This is a genomic window from Micromonospora sp. NPDC007271, assembly GCF_040634005.1.
Taxonomy (GTDB): domain Bacteria; phylum Actinomycetota; class Actinomycetes; order Mycobacteriales; family Micromonosporaceae; genus Micromonospora.
In genome coordinates this window covers 35,776-56,149 of record NZ_JBEYER010000019.1, presented here as the reverse complement: position 1 = coordinate 56,149, position 20,374 = coordinate 35,776, and the positions used below count along the sequence as shown (strand labels likewise).

Genomic DNA, 20,374 nt, shown 5'->3' with positions numbered 1-20,374 from the left:
CTGCAGGGCCGATCGAGGAGAGTGACCAGTTGTCTCCGGAAGGTCGTGGCGCACCGCCGGGTGCAGTCGCCTGGACAGAAGGGCGGCCGGGCCTCCCAGACCCAGAGATGAGCACGGGAGGCGAGCGGTGAAGGTCACCCGGGTCGCTTACTCGATGGAACTGAATCCGGGTAAGTACGCCGCTCTGCTCGAGCAGGCGCGTCGGCTGGGCCGGGTTCGTAGTGAGGTGTGGCAGCGGTACGGGGCGGTTGCCGGTGTGGGGTCCGGACTTCGCGACCGGCTGGTGCGGGATCGCTGGTTGGCTGACGGTACGCACGTGCAGTTTGGTGTGTTGGCGAACGTTCCCGGCAACGCCGCCTACACCTCACAAACCTGTCACCGCTGCGGCCGGTTCGGCCGCCGTAGTGGGGACCGGTTTCACTGCACCTCGTGCGGGGTGGTGTGGCAGGCCGACGTGAACGCCGCGATCAACATCCTGCACCGAGCCGGCGACCCCGACATCGCCCTGCACACCCCACACTTTGTGGTGAAGCAGATCCTGCAGGACCGGACCGATCGCCACCGGACCAGACTGCCGGTCCAGGACTCCAGCCCGGTAACCGCCGAGCGGAGAGCGAAATATCCAAACCGCTCAGCAATGAGCACGGAGAAGCAGGAAATGCCGTGAGCACAGTGGTGTTCCGCCGGCTTCCGCGTCAACCGGGGCCCGCGCTGCCGCGCGGCGAGGTGCTGCTGGAGTCCCCGCCGGAGCTGCCTGAGCAGCAGCCGCGCGGGATGGGTCAGGTGTTGATGATCCTGCCGATGCTCTGTGGCGTCGGCGCGATGGCCTTCCTCTACGCCGGGCGTGGCGGCGGCATGATGACGTACGTCGCCGGTGGCCTCTTCGGGGTGTCCATGCTGGGCATGGCGATCGGCACGCTCAGCGGCGGCGGCAACGACAAGGCCGAGTTGAACGCCGAGCGGCGCGACTACATGCGCTACCTGGCGCAGATGCGCAAGCGCACCCGGCGGGCCGCCGAGCAACAGCGGGCCGCGATGACCTGGCGGCACCCGGAGCCGGACGCGCTCTGGTCCGTCGCCGCGTCGCGCCGGCTGTGGGAGCGGCGGATCACCGAGGACGACTTCGGTGAGGCGCGCATCGCGCTCGGCCCGCAGCGACTGGCGGTGGAGATCGTGCCGCCGGAGACCAAGCCGGTCGAGGACCTGGAGCCGATGAGCGCGATCGCGCTCCGGCGGTTCGTCCGGGCCCACTCCAGCGTGCCGGACCTGCCCACCGCGGTCTCGCTGCGTGCATTCAGCCGGATCGCGCTGCGCGGCGACCGGGAGCCGGTGCTCGACCTGACCCGGGCCGCCCTGGGCCAGCTGGTCACCTTCCACGCCCCGGACGACCTGATGGTGGCGGTGGTGGCCGCGCCGGACCGGCAGCCGGTGTGGGACTGGGTGAAGTGGCTGCCGCACGCCCAGCACCCGGGACGTACGGACGCGGCGGGTGCCCGCCGGATGGTCTTCGCCAGCCTCGCCGAGGCGGAGGCGGCGCTCGCCAACGAGCTGGCCGGCCGCCCCCGGTTCGCCCCGGAGGCGAAGCCGCTCACCACCGCGCCGCACCTGGTGGTGGTGCTCGACGGCGGCGAGGTCGCCCCGACCTGCGCGCTGATGGGTTCCGGCCTGCTCGGCGCCACCGTGATCGACCTGTCCGGCACCGTGCCCCGCGACGCCGGTCGCTGGCTGCTCTGCCTCGACGCCGGTGACGGCAGCGGGCTGGACCTCGTGCGGGGCCCCACGTCGTCCCGGTTGGGCCGGCCGGACCGGCTCACCGTGGCGGCCGCCGAGGGGCTGGCCCGGCAGATCGCCCCCTACCGGCTCTCCCAACAGCAGGGGGCCACCGCCGAGGAGCCGCTGGCCCGCAGCATGGAGCTGCCGGACCTGCTCGGTGTCGGCGACGCGGCCACGGTGGACGTGCAGCAGACCTGGCGGCCACGCAGCCACCGGGACCGGCTGCGCATCCCGCTCGGCGTCGGGCCGGACGGCAATGTGGTCGAGCTGGACTTCAAGGAGTCCGCGCACGAGGGCATGGGCCCGCACGGCCTGGTGATCGGTGCGACCGGCTCCGGCAAGAGCGAGCTGTTGCGTACGGTCGTCGGGGCGCTGGCCGTGACGCACTCGTCCGAGGAGCTCAACTTCGTCCTGGTCGACTTCAAGGGTGGTGCCACCTTCGCCTCGCTGGACGCGTTGCCGCACACCAGCGCGGTGATCACCAACCTCTCCGACGAGCTGCCGCTGGTCGACCGTATGCGCGACGCGCTGGCCGGCGAGATGAACCGCCGCCAGGAGGTGCTCCGGGCGGCCGGCAACTACGTCTCCCGCTACGACTACGAGAAGGCCCGGGCGGCCGGTGAGCCGCTGGACCCGATGCCCAGCCTGCTGATCATCTGCGACGAGTTCAGCGAGCTGCTGGCCGCCAAGCCGGACTTCATCGACCTGTTCGTCATGATCGGCCGGCTCGGCCGGTCGCTCGGCGTGCACCTGCTGCTGGCGAGCCAGCGGCTGGAGGAGGGGAAGCTCCGAGGGCTCGACACCCACCTGTCGTACCGGATCGGTCTGCGGACGTTCTCCGCGGTCGAGAGCCGCATCGTGCTCGGCGTGCCGGACGCGTACGAGCTGCCGAACGCGCCCGGCCACGGCTACCTCAAGACCGACACCAGCACGATGCTCCGGTTCCGGGCCGCCTACGTCTCCGGGCCGTACCGGGCGCCGGGGCAGGTGCAGCGGTCCACCCGGGCGCAGGTGCAGCGGCGGATCGTCCCGTACGGCATCGACTACGTGCCGGTGCCGGCTCTGCCGACCCCGGCCGAGACCACTCCGGAGCCGGAGCAGGCGGCCGACGGCAAGGCCGTGGCCATGCTGGACGTGCTGATCGACCGGCTCAAGGGGCGGGGCCGCGCGGCGCACCAGGTCTGGCTGCCGCCGCTGGCCGAACCGCCGGGCCTGGGCGAGCTGCTGCCGCCGCTGAGCGTGCACCCGACGTACGGCCTGACCACCGCGAACTGGCCGGGACGGGGCCGGCTCACCGTGCCGGTCGGCATCGTCGACCGCCCGTACGAGCAGCGGCGCGACCCCATGATGGTGGACCTGTCCGGCGCGGGCGGCAACGTGGTGATCGTCGGTGCCTCGCTGAGCGGCAAGAGCACGATGCTGCGCTCGATGCTCGCCTCGCTGGCGCTCACCCACACCCCGCGCGAGGTGCAGTTCTTCTGCCTCGACTTCGGCGGCGGCGCGCTGCGCAGCCTGGAGCGGCTGCCGCACACGTCCGGTGTGGCCGGCCGGCGGGACATCGAGGCGGTCCGGCGGACCGTGGCCGAGGTGGTCGCGATCATCGACGAGCGGGAGCTGCGCTTCACCCAGCACGGCATCGACTCGGTGGCCAGCTACCGCCGCCGCCGGGCGGCCGGTGAGTTCGCCGACGACCCGTTCGGCGACGTCTTCCTGGTGATCGACGGCTGGAACACGCTGCGCCAGGAGTACGAGGAGCTCGAGCAGACCATCACCAACCTGGCCAACCGGGGGCTCGGGTTCGGCGTACACGTGGTCATCACGGCCGTGCGCTGGGCGGAGATCCGGATCAACATGCGGGATCTGCTCGGCACGAAGCTGGAGCTGCGGCTCGGCGACGCGGCCGAGTCGGAGATCGACCGGCGGGCCGCGCAGAACGTGCCGGTCGGCTCGCCGGGCCGCGGTCTGACCCACGACAAGCTGCACTTCCTCGCCGCGATCTCGCGGATCGACGGCAAGCGCGACGTCGAGGACCTGACCGAGGCGTCGGTCGCCCTGGCCGGGCACGTCGCGGCGAACTGGCCGGGCCGCCCGGCACCGAAGGTACGGCTGCTGCCACGCAAGTTGGCGGTCAGCGAGCTGGCGAAGGTGATCGACCGGTCGGTGCCGGGCATCCCGATCGGCGTCAACGAGTCGGCGCTCGCCCCGGTCTACCTGGACCTGGCGAACGAGCCGCACCTGACCGTGTTCGGGGACGCCGAGTGCGGCAAGACAAATCTGCTGCGGCTGATCGCCCGGAGCATCGCCGAGCGCTACACCCCGGCCCAGGCCCGGCTGGTCATCGCCGACTACCGGCGCGGCCTGCTGGGTGCCGTGGAGGGCGACCACCTGCTCGACTACGCGCCGTCCAATCAGGTGTTCAGTCAGGGGCTGGGCTCGATCCGCAGCGCCCTGCAGAACCGGCTGCCCGGCCCGGACGTGACCACCGCCCAGCTGCGCGACCGGAGCTGGTGGAAGGGTCCGGACCTCTACATCCTGGTCGACGACTACGACCTGGTCGCGTCGGGCGGCAACAACCCGCTCAGCGCGTTGCACGAGCTGCTGCCGCAGGCCCGGGACATCGGCCTGCACCTGATCGTCACCCGCCGGGCGGGCGGTGTGGCCCGAGCCCTGTACGAGCCGGTGCTGCAACGCCTGCGCGAGCTGGACTCGCCGGGCCTGCTGATGTCCGGCAACCGGGAGGAGGGCGCGGTCTTCGGCAACCTGCGCCCGAGCCCGCAGCCACCCGGCCGGGGCACGCTCGTCCGGCGGCGGGACGGGCAACAGCTGATCCAGACCGCGTGGTCCGAGCCGAGCTGAGGGGCAGACCGGGTGGAGCCCGAGCGTTAGGCTCCGCATCACGGGAGGGAGGGGTAGGAGCACAGTGGACGTCAGTGACGACACCCGGCGATGGTTCGGCCGGCTCGTGGAGGAAACCCGGAGCCGGTTCGCAGGGCTCGGCCAACTCGGTGCCGACCCGGAACGACTGTACGGAACGGCCGAGGCGCCGGAGGGCGGCGTCACGGCGGTGGTGGCTCCCGGCGGCCTGCCGGTGCGGCTCACGCTGAGCACCTCGGCGCTGCGACTCACCCCCGACGAGCTGGCCGAGCGGATCGTCCGTACCCAGCGGGAGGCCGCCGAGGACGCGGCCCGACGACAGGCCGAGGTGGCCCAGGAGCTGATCGGCCCGGCGGAGCAGGGCCTCGACGTGCGGGCCATGGTGGAGCGGGCGGCGGCGAGCGCACGACTGCGCGAGGCGCAGGAGCGGCTCGACTCGGCCGCCGACGACCTGCGGGGCGGCCCACGGTGAGCGGCGCCGGGTTCCACGTCGACCCGGACGTGCTGCAGCAGGCCGCCGCCGCCCAGGAGGCACTCGCCGAGGGGGCGACACAGACCGCCCGTACGGTCGAGGCGGCGACCGCGCAGGGCAACCTGTTCGGCGTGGTGGGCCAGCTGGCGGGCCTGGACGCGGGCTACCGCGGCTGGGTCGCCGACGAGGTGGCCTCGCTCGACGGCCTCGCCCGCTATCTGGCCGACCTGGCCGACGGGCTGCGCGACAACGCCGCGTCGTACACGTCGGCCGACACGACCAACGCGGAGCACCTCGCCAACCGGTATCCGGAGCGGTGATGAGCCAGCCGAACGCAGTTGACGTCGCGCAGGGCTACCAGCAGGCGCGGGACACCTGGAACCAGGTCACCAGCCCGCTGTCCGAGGGGCTGAACAACGCCCTGGACACCTTGCTCTATCCGTTCGTCTGGCCGCTGCTGCAGCTGCTGGAGCTGTGCATCGGCGACCCCGATCAGCTGGACGCCCACTCGGGCGCCTGGCAGGCGGCCGCCACCCAGCTGCGCCAGCTCGCCGAGCGGGAGCGTGCCGACCTGGCCGCGTTGCGCAACCACTGGGAGGGCCCGGCGGCCGACGCCTACGCCAAGCGGATCACCACGCTGTGCGAGGGGCTGGAGGCGGCGGCCGGCGAGATGGCCCGGACCGCCGACACGCTCGGCGACACCGCGATGGACCTCCGCAACTGCGAGGAGATCATCCGGACGATCATCCGGGAACTGGTCGAGTGGCTGGTCATCACCTGGCTCGCCGCGCAGGCGCTCGCGATCATCACCGCGGGCGCCTCCGAGGCGGCGGCCGCCGTGGCTTCGGCCGCCGAGACCGGCGTGGCAGTCAGCCGGACCACCCGGATCATGGCCCAGCTCCACCGGGCGCTGGAGGCGTACAAGGCCGTGATGGAGGCGCTCAAGGCGATGGGTACGGTCGGCAAGATCGCCGCCTGGACCATCAACAAGCTCTACGGCCCGAAGCACTGGCTCAAGGCGGGAATCAAGCTCGTCACCCCGCTGGACGGCTCGATCGTCGGCGAGGGACTGGAGTCCGTCGGTGACCTGGTCATCGACTCGGCCGCGGACGAGTACGACGACCGGCGGCGCGGCGACGACGGAGACGGCAGCCGGTGGCGACGTACGGTGAGCTCCTGGGTGGATCCGGCGGCGGACCGGATGCCGTGAGGGTGGGAGGGCGATGGACGAGCGGGCGACGCGCCGGGAGCAGCTGCTGACCAGGGTGGCGCAGGCACTGCCACCCGGAGAGACGGTCCGGGAGGCGTGCTGGTTCAGCCGGGTGCCGGGGCGGCGGTCGGCGGGCGAGGTGCTGCGCGCCGAGCTGAACCCGGCGCGGGTGGTCGAAGGGCTGGCCTGGGACGCGGTCGGGATGACCGCCTCGACCGGCCCCGACGTGGCGTGGTACCAGGCGGCCCGGGGCGGGGTGCTGGGCGGCGCCCCAGGTTCCGCCGCCGCGGTCCTGGACGGGCGACTGCCCGAGCCCGCGGTGGTCCAGGTGCTCGCGGTGACCGATCGGCGGATGCTGGTCCTCGCGCCCCGCCGGGTGGCGTCCGACGCTTCGCCGGTGGCCGCCGCCGGTGGGCTGCGGGAGCGGTTGACGGCCGCCGCCCGCCAGGTACGCGCTGCGTGGCAGGGGCCCGGGTCGGCCGGTCCCGCCGCGCCGCTCGACCTGACCTGGGAGATCGACCGGGCCGGTGTCGCCCGCGCGGACGCGATGCCCGGCAACCAGCTTGGCCGCCTGGCGCTGCTCTTCACCGACGGGTCGTGGATCGTGGTCGGTCCGCCCGACGAGGAGGCGGCACGGGTGATGGCGGCCGCGTTGGGCTGACCCGTCCACTGTGGTTTCGCGCCAACCGGAGTGGGGCTGCGGGGGTTGGACGTCGTCCGCTACGGTTCGTTTGAAGTGTCCGTCGGTGGGGTGCGTACGCCTTGCCGCGGGGGAGGGGCGCGGCGGATCCGCCGCCACAAGATGACGGAAGGGTGTGAAGCATGGCGTTCGAGGTCAGTGCAGCGACTCTGCACACCGCCGCGAGTGACGTGCGGTCCACGCGCAGCGACGTCGACGGCGAGCTCAAGAAGCTGTGGAACGTGGTCGACGACCTGGCCATGGCCTGGAAGGGCCAGGCGTCCACGGGTTTCCAGAACCTGATGCAGCGCTGGAACGAGGACACGGTCAAGCTGCTGACGGCGCTGGACAGCATCGCCGACCTGCTCGACAAGTCGGGCACGACGCACCAGGTCAACGACGAAGAGCAGCAGCAGATGCTGGACAAGTTCCACTCTGCTCTCAACCCGTGATCCGCGAAGACAGGCAGAGGAGGAATTCATGAGCATCAAGGTTGACTACGCCGTCCTCGAGAGCAGCAACCAGCAGATGCAGGCCATCTCGCGGACCATCGACGAGAAGCTGGACACGCTGCGCTCGATGCTGACCAAGCTCGAGTGGGAGGGCCAGGACCGCGTCGCGTACGAGCAGCACCAGGCCCAGTGGGACGCCGCCGTGCGGGACATCAACAAGGTTCTGAACGACATCGGCCAGGCGGTCGGCATCGCGCGGGAGAACTACGTCTCCACCGAGATGAGCAACGCCAAGGTGTGGGGCTGAGATAATTCGGCCGGGCGGCTCCGGTCCGGCTCGACCGGGCCGGAGCCGCACTGCGTTGCGCCGTCGAGGTCTTGGGAGGGTCATGCGTACGCGGAAGATGGCGAAACTGGCCGGGGCCGCGCTCGCGCTGTCCACGGTGGTCGGGGCACAGCTGGTCGCGCCGGCGCCAGCGCGGGCCGACACTGTGCGGGACCTGCAGTGGCACCTCGACGCGTTGAAGATCCCCGAGGCCCACAAGATCACCAAGGGGCGGGGAGTCACCGTCGCCGTCTTCGACAGCGCGGTCGACCCGACCACCCCCGACCTGCGCGGCCAGGTGCTGCGCGGGCACAACGTCAGCACCGGCCCGATCGACGGCTGGGGTCGCGACGGCGACGGGCACGGTACGGCGATGGCCGGCGTCATCGCGGCGCGGGGCGGCGGCCCGATGCGGGCGCTCGGCATCGCGCCGGAGGCGAAGATCCTGCCCGTCGCGTACGGCGGGTCGGCCCCCGACGGCGCGGTCGCCGAGGGGATCAGGTGGGCGGTCGACCACGGCGCCGACATCATCAACATGTCGTTCGGCAACCCCGGCAGATCGTCGCCGGAGGTGGTGGCCGCCGTCCGCTACGCCCTCGACAAGGACGTGGTGCTGATCGCCGCGGCCGGCAACACCGCGAAGGGCGCGTTCAGCGTGACCAAGCCGGCGAACACTCCCGGGGTGCTCGCGGTGACCGGGGTGGGTCGGGACGGCTCCTTCTCGTCGGGCAGCGCCCGCGGCCCGGAGGCGGCCCTCGCCGCGCCGATGGAGAAGATCATGGCCCCGCGGCCCACCTCCGACAACGGCTACGGTCTCGACACCGGCACCAGCGACGCCACCGCGATCGTCTCCGGGGTGGCCGCCCTGGTCCGCGCCCGGTACCCGAAGCTCGACGCGGCCAACGTCGTCAACCGATTGATCCGCACCGCGCGGGACAAGGGCCCGGCCGGCCGGGACGACCAGTACGGCTTCGGGACGGTGGACCCGCTCGCCGCGCTGACCCGGTCGGTGCCGGCCGTGACGGCCAATCCCCTGCTCGCCGATGCCCCCACCGGCCCGGCCGCGGGCGAGTCGGCGCAGCCGTTGCCGGAACGGACCGGCAACGACGGCCCGGCGGTCAGCTTCGGGGTGACGAACAAGACGGGCGCCGTGATCCAGGGCGCGCTCTGCCTGCTGGTGCCGGTAGCGGTGGTGGTCCTGGTCGTCGTCCTCCGTCGCCGCTCGCGCCGCCGGGCCCCGGCACCCGGGGCCGGCCGGCCGCCGTACCCACCGGTCCCGCCGTCGGGTCCCGGCTTCCCGCCGCCCGGGCCGGGCGCTCCTCCGGCCGCCCCGTACGGGCAGCCCGCGCCGCACGGCTTCCCGCCGGCCGGCGGCCCGTACGCGCCGCCGCAGGGCGGGCCCCAGGCCCCGTTCGCGCCGCCGGGCGGGCCCTACGCTCCGGTCGCGCCGCCACCGGCCGGTCCGCACGCCACACCGGCCCCCGGGCAGCCGTCGGGGCCTTACGGCCCGCCGGGCGCCGTGCCGCCCGCGCCCCAGTCGCCGCCGGCCGGGGCGCCGCCGACCGGGCCCGCCGGGCACCACCAGTGAGCCATCGAGTCAGTTGGTGACGGGGAGGAACCAAGATGCACGACAACACACCGGGCGGCAGCGCGACCCAGCCGGAGCGGATCGAGGTCGACACACCGAACATTCCGCTCTCGCCGACCATGCCGTTCACCACCCTGAACGGCTACTCGCTGGACAACGTCAACGCCAACGCCGTTCACCAGCCGACGCATCTGCAGGCCACGCCGGGTGGTGCCGGTGCCGAGACGGAGTGGGACGCGTCCACCCTGGACAACGCGATCACCTGGCTCGACGAGCACGCCGACTTCCTGCACAAGCAGTCGTACCAGATGGAGGAGGACATCCGGAAGTGGATGCGCAACCCCTCCGGTGACGCCGCCGCCGCAGCGGCCGCGGGCGGCCAGAAGAGCCCGCTGGGCAGCTTCGAGCGGGCCACCACGCTGGCCGGCAAGCACGCCTCGCTCTACCAGGCGACGCAGCAGAACCTGCGGGCGCTGGCCAAGGAGTTGTGGAAGGCCGCCCACGCGCTGCAAGAGGTCAAGAAGGGCTACGAGACCGCCGAGGAGCGCAACCGGATGAACGCCGACCAGATGCGCCGCACGCTCTCCGGCGCCTCCGACCACGACCTGCAGAGCTGACGGAGGGAGACGGAGATGCCGAGCTGGGAAGAGATGTGCCAGCAGATCGTCGTCGACGGGCGGCCGGGTGACGTCAGCTCCGCGGCGGCGGGTTGGGAGGTGCTGCTGAAGAACCTCACCACGGTCAAGCAGAACCTCGAGACCAACGTCAAGGACCTGAACGAGACCTGGAAGGGCCCGGCGTACGAGGCTTTCAAGACCCACGTGGAGGGGCTGGCCAAGCGGATCGGCGGGGTGGTCGACGACGCCGAGGCCAACGGTGGCATCGCGCCCGCGCTGCGGGATGCCGCGGAGCGGCTGAACGCCGCACAGGCGGCCTTCCCCGTTCCGCTGTCGTGCGTGAACGACATCCTGGAGGCCCGCAACGCCGAGCTGACCATCGGCATCGGGTTCTTCGAGGCGAAGGTCAAGCCGGACTTCCTGGGTCTGGTCGATCCCATCAGCTCGATGATGGACTGGTTCAACGACAAGACCGAGGACGCCGCCAAGGTCTACAACCAGGTCAGCGGCGAGTACCTCGAAATCGAATCCCGGGTACCCGAATCCACCACGACCCGGCCGCCCGACATGAGCGAATGGGAAAAGCCCAAGCTGGACGATGGCGGCGGTGGCGGTGGGGGCGGGGGCGGCGTGCCCGATATCGGTGGCTCCCCCGACACCGGTGGCCTCGGTGACCGTCCCTCGCTGGGCGGCGGCGGCAAGCACCCCAGCATCGGCTCAACCGGGCCCGGCATCGGCTCAGGCGGGCCCGGCATCGGCTCGGGGGCCCACCCCGACCTCTCCTCGGGTGCCGGTGGCTACCACCCGGGCGCTGGCGGTGCCGGCACGGGCAGCCTGGCCGGCGAGTACGGCAGCGGCCTGGCCGGTGCCGGCGGTGGGCTGCCGCCCAGCACCGGGCTCGGTGGGGGTGGTGGCGGCCTGCCTGGTACCACCGGGCTGGGCGGTGCCGGCGGCGGGCCGGGCGGGAGCAGCGGGCTCGGCGGCGCCGGTGGCGGTTTCCTGGGCGGCGGTTCACTCGGTCGGCCCGTCGGCACGCCGATGATGGGCGGCGGGATGGCCGGCGGTGGCCGCGGCGGGACCGGCCGCGGTGCGGCCGGTGGCATGGCCGGGGCCGGGGGCCGGGGCGCGGGTGCCCGGGGAGCCGGCATGGCCGGGATGGGTCACGGCGGCGGGCGGCACGGCGAGCAGGAAGCCAGCCAGGACACCTGGCTGCGCGAGGACGAGGATGTCTGGGGCGGCGACAGCGGCGGAATGCCGGGCATCCTGCGGTAGGTGGTGCGAGTGCGCGTCCGGGGCAACCGGGCGCGCACTCGGACCGACGGTGGAATGCCGACCGGCTCAGGCGTCCCGAGTCGCGGGACGGCGGCCGGGGCGCCAGCCGCGCTGGCGGCCGCGGAGCAGGATCGGCCGCAGCGCCAGCAGGACGGCGGCCAGCAGCCCGCCGACCACCCCCGCCCAGATTGCCGCGGTCCGCTGCCAGCCGAGCGGGTCGGCCGGCGGCGCCGGCTCCGGCATCGCCCCGAGCGGCGGGTCGGTGCGCGTGCCCAGCAGGCTGGTCACCGCCCGGTACGGGTTGACCATCCCGTAGCCGACCTCCGCGTTGTGCCCGTCCGGCGGGTTGTCGGCCGTCCGGGTCAGCCGGTGGGCGACCTCCTTCGGCGTGAGCTCGGGGTGCGCGGCGCGGACCAGGGCGGCCACTCCCGAGACGTACGCCGTGGCGAAGCTGGTGCCGCCATTCGGCACGAACTGGTATCCCGAACCCTGCGGCGCCGGGCCGACGATGTTCAGCCCCGGCCCGGCGACGTCCACGTAGTCGCCGGTCACCGAACTGCCGACGTGTTCGCCCTTGTCGTCGATCCCGGCGACCGCGATGACCCCGGGGTACGCGGCCGGGTACGCGGACTGGTTCTGCTGGTTCTCCTCCCGGTTGCCGGCGGCGGCCACCACGATCACACCCTTGTCGAGGGCGTGGTCGACGGCCTTCTTCAGCGCGGGGTCGTCGAGCGTGACCAGGGACAGGTTGATCACGTCGGCCCCGTTGTCGGCCGCCCAGCGGATGGCCTGGCCGATCTGGGCCGGGATCGACTCGTCGAAGGTGCGCCGGCTGTCCTCCAGCACGCGTACCGGGAGGATCTTCGACTCCGGTGCGATCCCGCTGTACGGCGCGCCCGTGCCCTCCCGCCCGGCGATGATGCCCGCCACCAGGGTGCCGTGGCCGACCTCGTCGCACTGTCCCTTGAGCTCCGTCAGGTGGTTGAAGTCCGCGCCCTCGAGCACCCGGCCGCGGAGCAGCGGGTGGCTCGGCGAGACGCCGGAGTCGATGACCGCCACCGTGACTCCCTCGCCCCGGGTGATCCGCCACGCCGCGGACGGGTCGAGCCGGTCCAACGCCCATGGCGTCTCGGTCGGTGCCGGGTTCCCGGCCGGACCGCACTTCGGTGCGGCCGCGGCGGATGCGGGCGCGGCCAGGGCGCCGCCGAGCAGCGCCACCACCGCCGTTCCACAGAGGACTGACCGGATCCGGTGTCCGGTACGGACGCTCACCGGCGTCCCGTCCGGCCGTAAGCTGTCGCGCACGCGCTGAGATTACCGTCGCCGCGCCCGCGGCAGGGTGACGGGAGCATGGTTCCCGGGTGCAGGCGTCAGGCCTCGGCGCTGGGGTCGGCGGCCGGCTCGGCGGTGAAGAGGGCGAGCAGGGCCCCGACCTGCTGGTCGGCCTCCGCCGGGTGGCGGAAGTGCCCGCTCGGGTTGATCGTGTACTCGTTGCGTCGCCCCACCCGGGTGCGACGCAGGTACCCGCCGGCTTCCAGGTCGGCGACGATCGCCTGGGCGGCCCGCTCGGTCACCCCCACCTCGTCGGCCACGTCCCGTAGCCGGGCGGTCGGGTTGCGCGCGATGGCCAGCAGCACGTGCCCGTGGTTGGTGAGGAAGGTCCAGTTCCGACCGCTCCCGCTCCCGCCCGCTGTCGTCGCCATGATGACCATGGTATGGCCTCGTGTGGTGGAGGCGGTCAAGCGTCTGCCAATGTATGAAATACGTATCACGTAAATCTTGACGTATCTTTGCCTCGGGTGTGACCGTGGTTGGCGCGGCCGTCTCCGCCGCCGACCTGGGCTGACCAGGTCGTTCCCCGCGAGGACGAGGTGACTGCCGTGACGTCGATCACTCCCGCCCATGCGCTCGCCGAGCTGTACGCCGGCAACCGGCGCTTCGTCACCGGCGTACCCCGTCATCCGAATCAGGACGCCGATCACCGCGCCGCCGTCGCCGACGGCCAGCACCCGTTCGCGGTGATCGTCGGCTGCTCCGACTCCCGGCTCGCCGCGGAGATCATCTTCGACCGTGGCCTCGGCGACCTCTTCGTGGTGCGCACCGCCGGCCACACCGTCGGCCCCGAGGTGCTCGGCAGCGTCGAGTACGCGGTGACCGTCCTCGGCGTCCCGCTGGTCGTGGTGCTCGGCCACGACTCGTGCGGGGCGGTGCAGGCCGCGCGCGAGGCGGTCGCCACCGGCACGTCCCCGGCCGGGCACCTCGGCGCGGTGGTCGAGGCCGTCGTGCCCAGCCTGCGCCGGGCCGCCCGGCAGGGCGTCGAGGACGTGGACGGGATCGTCGACATCCACATCGCGCAGACCGTGGAGGCGCTGCTGGCCCGTTCCACCGTGCTCGCCGAGTGGGTGTCCGCCGGCCGGTGCGGGGTGGTCGGGATGTCGTACCGGCTCAACGCGGGCGAGGTGCGGACGGTGGCCGAGGCGCCGGCCGGCACGCCGACCACGGCGGCGGCCGACCGGGTCGGCGGTTAGAGCAGCGACATGTGGACGTGGTCGGTGTGGTCGGAGGGCCCGCTGTAGGACTTCCAGCCGGTCGCCGGGAACCAGATCTGCCGGTTCCAGATCACGTAGTAGATGCCCAGCCGGTCGGCGTTGCGAATGAGGAACGCGGCGAGGTTGTTGCCGTACATCCGCATGTCGTTGTTGTGCCAGCGCGCGAAGCCGCTCCTCTGCAACGACCAGTCGCAGGCCCGGCCCTTGGGATGCTCCCACGGCCCGCCCGGCCGGTAACAGCCGGCGAAGCGGTCGAAGCCGGCGCGCCGGACCTCCTTGTAGGCGTGCAGGGTGCGCGGGGTGATGTAGCCCGAGGTGGTGGGATCCTTCACGCTGCGTGACTCGGGCTTCCAGTCCCCGTCGGCGGTGCGACCGGGCCCGATCCGGGCGACCGGAGAGGTGGCCGAGACCAGGCCGCCGGTGAAGCCGCGCCCGCCCACCAGCGCCAACGCCTTCTCCGCCTCGGCCTTCTGCCGGGCCATGGCGTTCTTCTGCTTCTGCTGCTCCCGCACCTCGACGTCGAGTGCGATCTTGGCCTGCTCCGCGCGGGTCTTCGCCTCGTTGACCGCCGCGAGCTTCTGCGCGTTGACCATGTTCAGCTCGTCCAGCGCGGCGGCCCGTCGGACGAACGAGTCGGGCGTGTTGCTCTCCAGCAGCATGGCCAGGGCGCCGATCCGGCCGGTGCGGTACGACTGCGCGGCGATCTGGCCCACCTGCGGGCGCAGCGCGTCGAGCTCGGCCTGGGTCGCGCTCACCTCGAGGGCCAGTTGGAGCTGGCGCTTCTTCGACTTCTCCAGCTTCGCCTTGGCCTGCAGGTAGCCACGGTTCGCGGCGGCGATGACATCCGTGATGAGCGGCCGGTCGTCGTCCTCCTCGTGCCCCGAGGGGGTGGGGGTGCCGGGTTCGGCCATGGCCGGGGTCGGTCCGGCGGCGAGGGTGAACGCAGCGAGTACGGCCACCACGGGTGTCAACCAGCGGCGCAGGGGTGCCGTCACAGTCTTCCCTTCCATCGACCGCCGACCGGGTTAGCTGCCGGGTTCGGGACGGAAGCAGCCCCTACCGCTGGCGCGGATTCACCCCAGGTACCTGGTTCCCCGGCTCGCCCTCGGGCGATTGGGCGGTGGCACCGCAGGCGCCGGTGCGCGCCTCCAGCGGTGACCGGCAGCGAGGTTACCCGAGAGCCCCCACCGTGATCTACGCCCGGAAGCCGACCAATAGTGCGATTTTGCCGTTGCCGTGCGTGACCAGCATCGCGTTGGACGCCGATCGTCACGCTGTGGAGTGTCACCATGCGGCGTCCGTACTCCCGCCCGGGCCGCGCCGTCCGGCGACCGCCCCGCCGAGTGCCTCCAGTGCGGCGTCCCGCTCGGTCGGCGGCCGGGCGGCCGGGGGTGCCGGCGGCTCGACGTCCGCCCGGTTGCCCCCGCGGGCGGGGGCCACCAGCGCGGCCAGACCGGTGGTCAGCGGTACGGCGGCGATCAGGCCGAGCGTGGCCACCGTGCTGCGGACGATCTCCGTGGCCATGAACTCGCTGGTCAGAATCTGGGTCAACGGGCGCGAGTCGGCGACGAGCAGGAGCAGCAGCGGCAGCGAGGCGCCCGCGTACGCCAGCACGATGGTGTTGACCGTGGAGGCGATGTGCGCCCGGCCCACCCGGGTGGCCGCCCGGTAGAGCTGGAGCCGGGACAGTCCCGGGTTCGCGTACGCCAGCTCGGTGACCGTGGCGGCCTGGGTGACGGTGACGTCGTCCAGCACGCCGAGCGAGCCGATGATGATGCCGGCCAGGAGCAGCCCGTGCAGGTCGACGTCCTGCTGGAACATCGACAGGGTGGTCGCGTCCTCGTCGCCGAAGCCGGTGAGGTGGGTGGCCGCGATGGTGAGGGCGCCGAGAACCCCGGTCAGCACCAGGCTGCCCAGTGTGCCGAGCACCGCCACCGAGGTCTGGGCGGTGATCCCGTGGGTCAGATAGAGCACCACGAACATGATCAGCGCGGCTCCGACGATCGCCACCAGCAGCGGCGACTGGCCGGCAGCGATCCCGGGCAGCACGAAACCGAGCAGGATCGTGAAGCTCGCGATCAGGCCGCCCAGCGCGGCCAGCCCGCGCCAGCGGCCGAACGCGACGATGACGACGGAGAACAGCACGGCCAACCAGATCAGCGGTTTACCGCGCTGGTGCTCGGCGATCTGGTAGCTCTTTGCCGCTGGATCGGCCGGATCCGTCAGCTCGACCAGGACGATCTCGTCGCCCACCTCGACCCGGGGCGCCCCGGGCCCGGCCGGGATCGGCACCTCGATCTGCCGCCCGGCGTCCGGGCCCTGCTCGGCGGTGACGGTGACCGTCCCGCACGGACCGGTCGGCCCATCCGAGCCGCCCTCCGGCGTCCCCGGGGCCGGTGGGCAGGGCTCGCTCACCACCCGGGCCACCGTGCCGTGGTATCGCGGCACGTCCGCGCCGGCCGTCGGCTCGTGGGTCCCGCGCGGCCAGAGCACGAGCGCGGCGACCACCGTGGCCAGGAAGAGCGGCACCACCGCCACGACGAGGATCCGTCGTACCCGCGGCGGGGCGGACGGTGCGGGACGGGTGTGATCGGCACCCATGACGGCTCTCCCAACGATTCACGACGGAACACGTTTCGCCCGGACCGGGCGATTCGCCCGGTTTCTGGCAGGGGGCGACGAGCCTCGCCAGGCCCAACGAACCGGACGACCCGATTGAATCGGCCCCGGACCCGGCGAGTCCTGCCAGCCGTTCAGCCGCGCTTCAGCAGCCGGCCGACGGCGGCCATCATCTCGGTGGCCATCTCGTCGGCGCGGCCCTCGGCGGCGCCCTCCCGCATGCAGTGCCGGGCGTGCCCGTCGAGCAGGCCCAGGCCGACCTTGTCCAGGGCGGCCTGGATGGCGGAGATCTGGGTCAGCACGTCGATGCAGTAGCGGTCGTCCTCGACCATCTTCTCGATGCCGCGGACCTGGCCCTCGATGCGGCGGAGCCGCGCGAGCAGCTGATCCTTGCTGGCGGTGTAGCCCCGGGTCGGGGTCGTCGGTGCGGTCATGGCGTCGAGGATAGCGTACCCCTGAGGGGTATGATATGTTCCTGTCCGCGGCCGATACCCCCACCGGGTACTGGTAATGGAGGGAGATTCGCGATGGTCACCAGCACGTACCAGGTCAAGGGCATGACCTGCGGGCACTGCGTCAACGCGGTCAGCGCCGAGGTGGGCGCGATCCCGGGCGTCAGCGACGTCCAGGTCGACCTGGCCTCCGGTCAGGTCACCGTCACCAGTGAGAGCCCGTTGGACGCGGGGACCGTCCGCGCCGCCGTCGACGAGGCCGGCTACGACCTCGTCGAGGCGTGACGAGTCCCCAGGACCCGAAGAAACCGAGGTAGCACCGATGAACACGGCGACGAAGCTGAGCGGCTTCACCCTCGGCCTCGCGGCGGTGTTCGGCGCGGCGTACGGGGTCGGTCACCTGTCCGGCCCCGTCACGCCCGCCGCCGAGACCCGCCACGACGCCACCGAGCCCGGCCACACCGACGGCGACCACGCGGCCGCCGCCACCGACCACCTGCCCGGCGGGCTCCTCGTCTCCGACCGCGGCTACACCCTTGCGCCGGTGACCGCGCCCGCCGGAGAGTTCGCCTTCCGGATCACCGGCCCGGACGGCCGGCCGGTCACCCGTTACGACGTGGCGCACGACAAGCGCATGCACCTGATCGTCGCGCGGCGCGACCTCTCCGGCTTCCGGCACGTCCACCCGGAACTGGCCCCCGACGGCACCTGGCGGGTCGCCTCGCCGCTCGCCGGGCCGGGTGTCTGGCGGGCGTTCGCCGACTTCACCCCGACCGGCGGCGAGGCGCTGACGCTCGGGGTCGACGTCACCGTCCCCGGCCCCCTGGTGGACCGGCCGCTGCCGCCACCCGCCACCAGCACCACCGTCGACGGCTACACGGTCACCCTCAGCGGCGCCCCGCAGCCCGGCCGCACCAGCCGGCTCACCCTGACCGTGAGCCGGGACGGCCGACCGCTCACCGACCTGCAGCCCTACCTCGGGGCGTACGGGCACCTGGTGGCGCTGCGGCAGGGCGACCTGGCGTACCTGCACGTGCACCCGGAGGGCGCGCCCGGCGACGGGCTGACTCCGGCCGGGCCGGCGGTCATCTTCTCCGCCGAGGTGCCCTCGGCCGGGACGTACCGCCTCTTCCTGGACTTCCGGCACGGCGGCGCGGTGCACACCGCCGAATTCACCGTCGTGGCCGGCGACCCGGGCGCCCCGGGTCACGGGCACAATTGACTGGAGGTGCCGTGATGACATCCACCGCCAAGTCCCTGCCGGTCGCGCCGAACCAGATCGAACTCGCGATCGGGGGCATGACCTGCGCCTCCTGCGCCGCCCGGATCGAGAAGAAGCTCAACCGGATGGACGGCGTCGAGGCCACGGTCAACTACGCCACCGAGAAGGCCAGCGTCCGGTACGCCGACGACGTCACCCCGGACGACCTGATCGCCACCGTGGAGAAGACCGGCTACACGGCCGCCGTGCCGGCACCCGCCACGGCCGACGCCGAGGCGACCACCGAGCCGGTGGACGAGCTGCGCGGGCTGCGTACCCGGCTCTCGGTGTCGGTCGCGCTGGCCGTGCCGGTGATCGCGCTGGCCATGGTGCCGGCCTGGCAGTTCACCTACTGGCAGTGGCTGTCGCTGACCCTGGCCGCCCCGGTCGTGGTCTACGGCGGGCTGCCGTTCCACCGGGCCGCCTGGATCAACCTGCGGCACGGCGCGGCGACCATGGACACCCTGGTGTCGCTGGGCACCCTCGCCGCGTTCGGCTGGTCGCTCTGGGCACTGTTCCTCGGTGACGCCGGGATGCCCGGGATGACCCACCCGTTCCGCCTCGACATCACCCGCAGCGACGGGGCCGGCAACATCTACCTGGAGGCGGCGGCCGGGGTGACGGTGTTCATCCTCGCCGGCCGCTACTTCGAGGCCCGGTCCAAGCGGACCGCCGGCGCCGCCCTGCGCGCCCTGCTCGAGCTGGGCGCCAAGGACGTCGCGGTGCTCCGCGGCGACCGGGAGACCCGGATCCCGGTGGACCAGCTCGCGGTCGGGGACCGGTTCGTGGTCCGGCCCGGGGAGAAGGTCGCCACCGACGGCGTGGTCGAGGAGGGCACGTCGGCGGTCGACGCCAGCATGCTCACCGGCGAGTCCGTCCCGGTCGAGGTCGGGCCGGGCGACACCGTCGTCGGCGCCACCGTCAACGCCGGCGGCCGGCTGGTCGTCCGGGCCACCCGGGTCGGCGGCGACACCCAGCTCGCCCAGATGGCGAAGCTGGTGGAGCAGGCGCAGACCGGCAAGGCGGCCGTGCAGCGGCTGGCGGACCGGATCTCCGGGGTCTTCGTACCGATCGTGATCGCGCTGGCCGCCGGCACGCTGGGCTGGTGGCTCGGCAGCGGGGCGGGGACCACGGCCGCCTTCACGGCAGCGGTGGCCGTGCTGATCATCGCCTGCCCGTGCGCCCTCGGGCTGGCCACCCCGACCGCGCTGCTGGTCGGCACCGGGCGGGGAGCCCAGCTCGGCATCCTCATCAAGGGACCCGAGGTGCTGGAGTCCACCCGCCAGGTGGACACCGTGGTGCTGGACAAGACCGGCACGGTCACCACCGGGAAGATGACCCTGGTCGACGTGCTTCCCGTCGCCGGCCAGGACCCTGCCGAGCTGCTGCGGCTGGCCGGCGCGCTGGAGGCCGCGTCCGAGCACCCGATCGCGCGGGCGATCGCCGACGGGGCGGCGGAGGCGGGGGCGGTGCCCGCGGTCACCGGCTTCGCCAACACCGAGGGGCTGGGGGTGACCGGTTCGGTCGACGGCCGGAACATGGTGGTCGGACGGCTCCGGTTGCTGCGGGAGCGGGGTCTCGACGTGCCGGAGGAGGTCGTGCGGGCGGCGACGGAGGCGGAGGCCGCCGGCCGGACTGCGGTGCTGGCCGGCTGGGACGGCCGGGCCCGCGGCGTGCTCGCGGTGGCCGACGTGGTGAAGCCGACCAGCCGGACGGCGGTCGCCCGGCTGCGCGAACTCGGGCTCACCCCGGTGCTGCTGACCGGCGACAACACCACCGTCGCCCGGGCGGTGGCGGCCGAGGTCGGCATCGACCAGGTGATCGCCGAGGTGCTGCCGGCCGACAAGGTCGACGTGGTGCGGCGGCTCCAGCACGAGGGGCGGACGGTCGCGATGGTCGGCGACGGGATCAACGACGCCGCCGCGCTGGCCCAGGCCGACCTCGGGCTGGCCATGGGCACCGGCACCGACGTGGCGATCGAGGCGTCCGACCTGACCCTGGTCCGGGGCGACCTGACGGCCGCCGTGGACGCCATCCGGCTCTCCCGGCGGACGCTGGGCATCATCAAGGGCAACCTGTTCTGGGCCTTCGCCTACAACGTGGCCGCCCTGCCGCTGGCCGCCGCCGGCCTGCTCAACCCGATGATCGCCGGTGCCGCGATGGCCTTCTCGTCGGTCTTCGTGGTGGCGAACAGTCTCCGGCTGCGCCGCTTCGGCCCGGTCTGAGTCGGT

General features: G+C 72.9%; 20 protein-coding genes and 1 riboswitch. Of the genes, 15 read left to right on the top strand and 5 right to left on the bottom strand.

The features are described 5' to 3' along the window. Positions 1-127 precede the first annotated feature (127 nt). From ABZ570_RS09830 to ABZ570_RS09780, 11 genes are all read left to right on the top strand, one after another. Entirely contained in the window at positions 128-667 is a 540-nt protein-coding gene (locus ABZ570_RS09830; protein WP_358059651.1) for a zinc ribbon domain-containing protein, read from the top strand. After that, a complete protein-coding gene (eccCa, locus tag ABZ570_RS09825) occupies positions 664-4,629 on the top strand; it encodes a type VII secretion protein EccCa (RefSeq protein ID WP_358059648.1) in 3,966 nt (1,321 codons plus the stop codon). The genes ABZ570_RS09830 and eccCa overlap by 4 nt, the downstream gene beginning before the upstream one ends. Before the next feature lie 64 nt (positions 4,630-4,693). Then, entirely contained in the window at positions 4,694-5,119 is a 426-nt protein-coding gene (locus ABZ570_RS09820; protein WP_358059645.1) for a hypothetical protein, read from the top strand. Continuing rightward, positions 5,116-5,439 (top strand): type VII secretion target, encoded by a 324-nt coding sequence (locus ABZ570_RS09815; protein WP_358059642.1) that lies wholly within the window; start codon positions 5,116-5,118, stop codon positions 5,437-5,439. The genes ABZ570_RS09820 and ABZ570_RS09815 overlap by 4 nt, the downstream gene beginning before the upstream one ends. Continuing rightward, the gene (locus ABZ570_RS09810; protein WP_358059639.1) at positions 5,439-6,329 is read left to right on the top strand and encodes a WXG100 family type VII secretion target; all 891 of its coding nucleotides are present in this window, start codon (positions 5,439-5,441) and stop codon (positions 6,327-6,329) included. The genes ABZ570_RS09815 and ABZ570_RS09810 overlap by 1 nt, the downstream gene beginning before the upstream one ends. Positions 6,330-6,342: 13 nt before the next feature. Further along, complete coding sequence (locus ABZ570_RS09805; protein WP_358059636.1) at positions 6,343-6,990, top strand: hypothetical protein; 648 nt, start codon at positions 6,343-6,345, stop codon at positions 6,988-6,990. A 161-nt stretch (positions 6,991-7,151) separates the two neighbouring features. Then, a complete protein-coding gene (locus ABZ570_RS09800; RefSeq protein WP_358059633.1) occupies positions 7,152-7,460 on the top strand; it encodes a WXG100 family type VII secretion target in 309 nt (102 codons plus the stop codon). A gap of 28 nt (positions 7,461-7,488) precedes the next feature. After that, positions 7,489-7,767: a WXG100 family type VII secretion target gene (locus ABZ570_RS09795; RefSeq protein WP_358059630.1), complete on the top strand. Its 279-nt coding sequence runs from the start codon at positions 7,489-7,491 to the stop codon at positions 7,765-7,767. Between the two features lie 82 nt (positions 7,768-7,849). After that, a complete protein-coding gene (locus ABZ570_RS09790) occupies positions 7,850-9,373 on the top strand; it encodes a S8 family serine peptidase (protein WP_358059627.1) in 1,524 nt (507 codons plus the stop codon). Between the two features lie 35 nt (positions 9,374-9,408). Further along, on the top strand, positions 9,409-9,990 hold the full coding sequence (locus ABZ570_RS09785; RefSeq protein ID WP_358059624.1) for a hypothetical protein: 582 nt from the start codon (positions 9,409-9,411) through the stop codon (positions 9,988-9,990). A 15-nt stretch (positions 9,991-10,005) separates the two neighbouring features. After that, positions 10,006-11,262 (top strand): hypothetical protein, encoded by a 1,257-nt coding sequence (locus tag ABZ570_RS09780; RefSeq protein ID WP_358059621.1) that lies wholly within the window; start codon positions 10,006-10,008, stop codon positions 11,260-11,262. A 66-nt stretch (positions 11,263-11,328) separates the two neighbouring features. Here ABZ570_RS09780 and mycP read toward each other — a convergent pair whose 3' ends face one another. Then, the gene (mycP, locus tag ABZ570_RS09775) at positions 11,329-12,567 is read right to left on the bottom strand and encodes a type VII secretion-associated serine protease mycosin (RefSeq protein ID WP_358059618.1); all 1,239 of its coding nucleotides are present in this window, start codon (positions 12,565-12,567) and stop codon (positions 11,329-11,331) included. A gap of 65 nt (positions 12,568-12,632) precedes the next feature. Beyond that, on the bottom strand, positions 12,633-12,974 hold the full coding sequence (locus ABZ570_RS09770; protein ID WP_358059615.1) for a MarR family winged helix-turn-helix transcriptional regulator: 342 nt from the start codon (positions 12,972-12,974) through the stop codon (positions 12,633-12,635). Positions 12,975-13,142: 168 nt separating this feature from the next. On the opposite strand from ABZ570_RS09770, the gene ABZ570_RS09765 reads away from it, so the two are divergent. Further along, positions 13,143-13,790, top strand: a complete 648-nt coding sequence (locus tag ABZ570_RS09765) for a carbonic anhydrase (RefSeq protein ID WP_358059612.1) — start codon at positions 13,143-13,145, stop codon at positions 13,788-13,790. Here the strand turns inward: ABZ570_RS09765 and ABZ570_RS09760 are convergent. From ABZ570_RS09760 to ABZ570_RS09750, 3 genes are all read right to left on the bottom strand, one after another. Then, positions 13,787-14,806 (bottom strand): hypothetical protein, encoded by a 1,020-nt coding sequence (locus ABZ570_RS09760; RefSeq protein WP_358059609.1) that lies wholly within the window; start codon positions 14,804-14,806, stop codon positions 13,787-13,789. The genes ABZ570_RS09765 and ABZ570_RS09760 overlap by 4 nt on opposite strands. Positions 14,807-14,809: 3 nt before the next feature. Beyond that, a riboswitch (cyclic di-AMP (ydaO/yuaA leader) is annotated at positions 14,810-14,941 on the bottom strand. 154 nt (positions 14,942-15,095) lie between these two features. Next, entirely contained in the window at positions 15,096-16,412 is a 1,317-nt protein-coding gene (locus ABZ570_RS09755) for a YibE/F family protein (protein ID WP_358059606.1), read from the bottom strand. A 152-nt stretch (positions 16,413-16,564) separates the two neighbouring features. Continuing rightward, positions 16,565-16,864, bottom strand: a complete 300-nt coding sequence (locus ABZ570_RS09750) for a metal-sensitive transcriptional regulator (protein WP_089009543.1) — start codon at positions 16,862-16,864, stop codon at positions 16,565-16,567. A gap of 93 nt (positions 16,865-16,957) precedes the next feature. Here ABZ570_RS09750 and ABZ570_RS09745 point away from each other — a divergent pair, with 93 nt between their 5' ends. From ABZ570_RS09745 to ABZ570_RS09735, 3 genes are read left to right on the top strand one after another with little or no spacing between them, the layout of a single operon-like run. Next, positions 16,958-17,167 carry a copper ion binding protein gene (locus tag ABZ570_RS09745; RefSeq protein WP_358059602.1) on the top strand — a complete coding sequence of 70 codons (210 nt, stop codon included), beginning with the start codon at positions 16,958-16,960 and terminating at the stop codon, positions 17,165-17,167. Positions 17,168-17,204: 37 nt separating this feature from the next. Beyond that, entirely contained in the window at positions 17,205-18,104 is a 900-nt protein-coding gene (locus tag ABZ570_RS09740) for a hypothetical protein (RefSeq protein WP_358059599.1), read from the top strand. A gap of 14 nt (positions 18,105-18,118) precedes the next feature. After that, positions 18,119-20,368 carry a heavy metal translocating P-type ATPase gene (locus ABZ570_RS09735; protein WP_358059596.1) on the top strand — a complete coding sequence of 750 codons (2,250 nt, stop codon included), beginning with the start codon at positions 18,119-18,121 and terminating at the stop codon, positions 20,366-20,368. Positions 20,369-20,374 lie beyond the last annotated feature (6 nt).

Bases quoted from the DNA above. Each gene is read 5' to 3' on its own strand.
- ABZ570_RS09810 (WP_358059639.1), top strand. From the start codon at position 5,439: ATGAGCCAGCCGAACGCAGTTGACGTCGCGCAGGGCTACCAGCAGGCG.
- ABZ570_RS09805 (WP_358059636.1), top strand. From the start codon at position 6,343: ATGGACGAGCGGGCGACGCGCCGGGAGCAGCTGCTGACCAGGGTGGCG.
- ABZ570_RS09800 (WP_358059633.1), top strand. From the start codon at position 7,152: ATGGCGTTCGAGGTCAGTGCAGCGACTCTGCACACCGCCGCGAGTGAC.
- ABZ570_RS09795 (WP_358059630.1), top strand. From the start codon at position 7,489: ATGAGCATCAAGGTTGACTACGCCGTCCTCGAGAGCAGCAACCAGCAG.
- ABZ570_RS09790 (WP_358059627.1), top strand. From the start codon at position 7,850: ATGCGTACGCGGAAGATGGCGAAACTGGCCGGGGCCGCGCTCGCGCTG.
- ABZ570_RS09785 (WP_358059624.1), top strand. From the start codon at position 9,409: ATGCACGACAACACACCGGGCGGCAGCGCGACCCAGCCGGAGCGGATC.
- ABZ570_RS09780 (WP_358059621.1), top strand. From the start codon at position 10,006: ATGCCGAGCTGGGAAGAGATGTGCCAGCAGATCGTCGTCGACGGGCGG.
- ABZ570_RS09770 (WP_358059615.1), bottom strand. From the start codon at position 12,974: ATGGTCATCATGGCGACGACAGCGGGCGGGAGCGGGAGCGGTCGGAAC.
- ABZ570_RS09755 (WP_358059606.1), bottom strand. From the start codon at position 16,412: ATGGGTGCCGATCACACCCGTCCCGCACCGTCCGCCCCGCCGCGGGTA.
- ABZ570_RS09750 (WP_089009543.1), bottom strand. From the start codon at position 16,864: ATGACCGCACCGACGACCCCGACCCGGGGCTACACCGCCAGCAAGGAT.
- ABZ570_RS09745 (WP_358059602.1), top strand. From the start codon at position 16,958: ATGGTCACCAGCACGTACCAGGTCAAGGGCATGACCTGCGGGCACTGC.
- ABZ570_RS09740 (WP_358059599.1), top strand. From the start codon at position 17,205: ATGAACACGGCGACGAAGCTGAGCGGCTTCACCCTCGGCCTCGCGGCG.
- ABZ570_RS09735 (WP_358059596.1), top strand. From the start codon at position 18,119: ATGACATCCACCGCCAAGTCCCTGCCGGTCGCGCCGAACCAGATCGAA.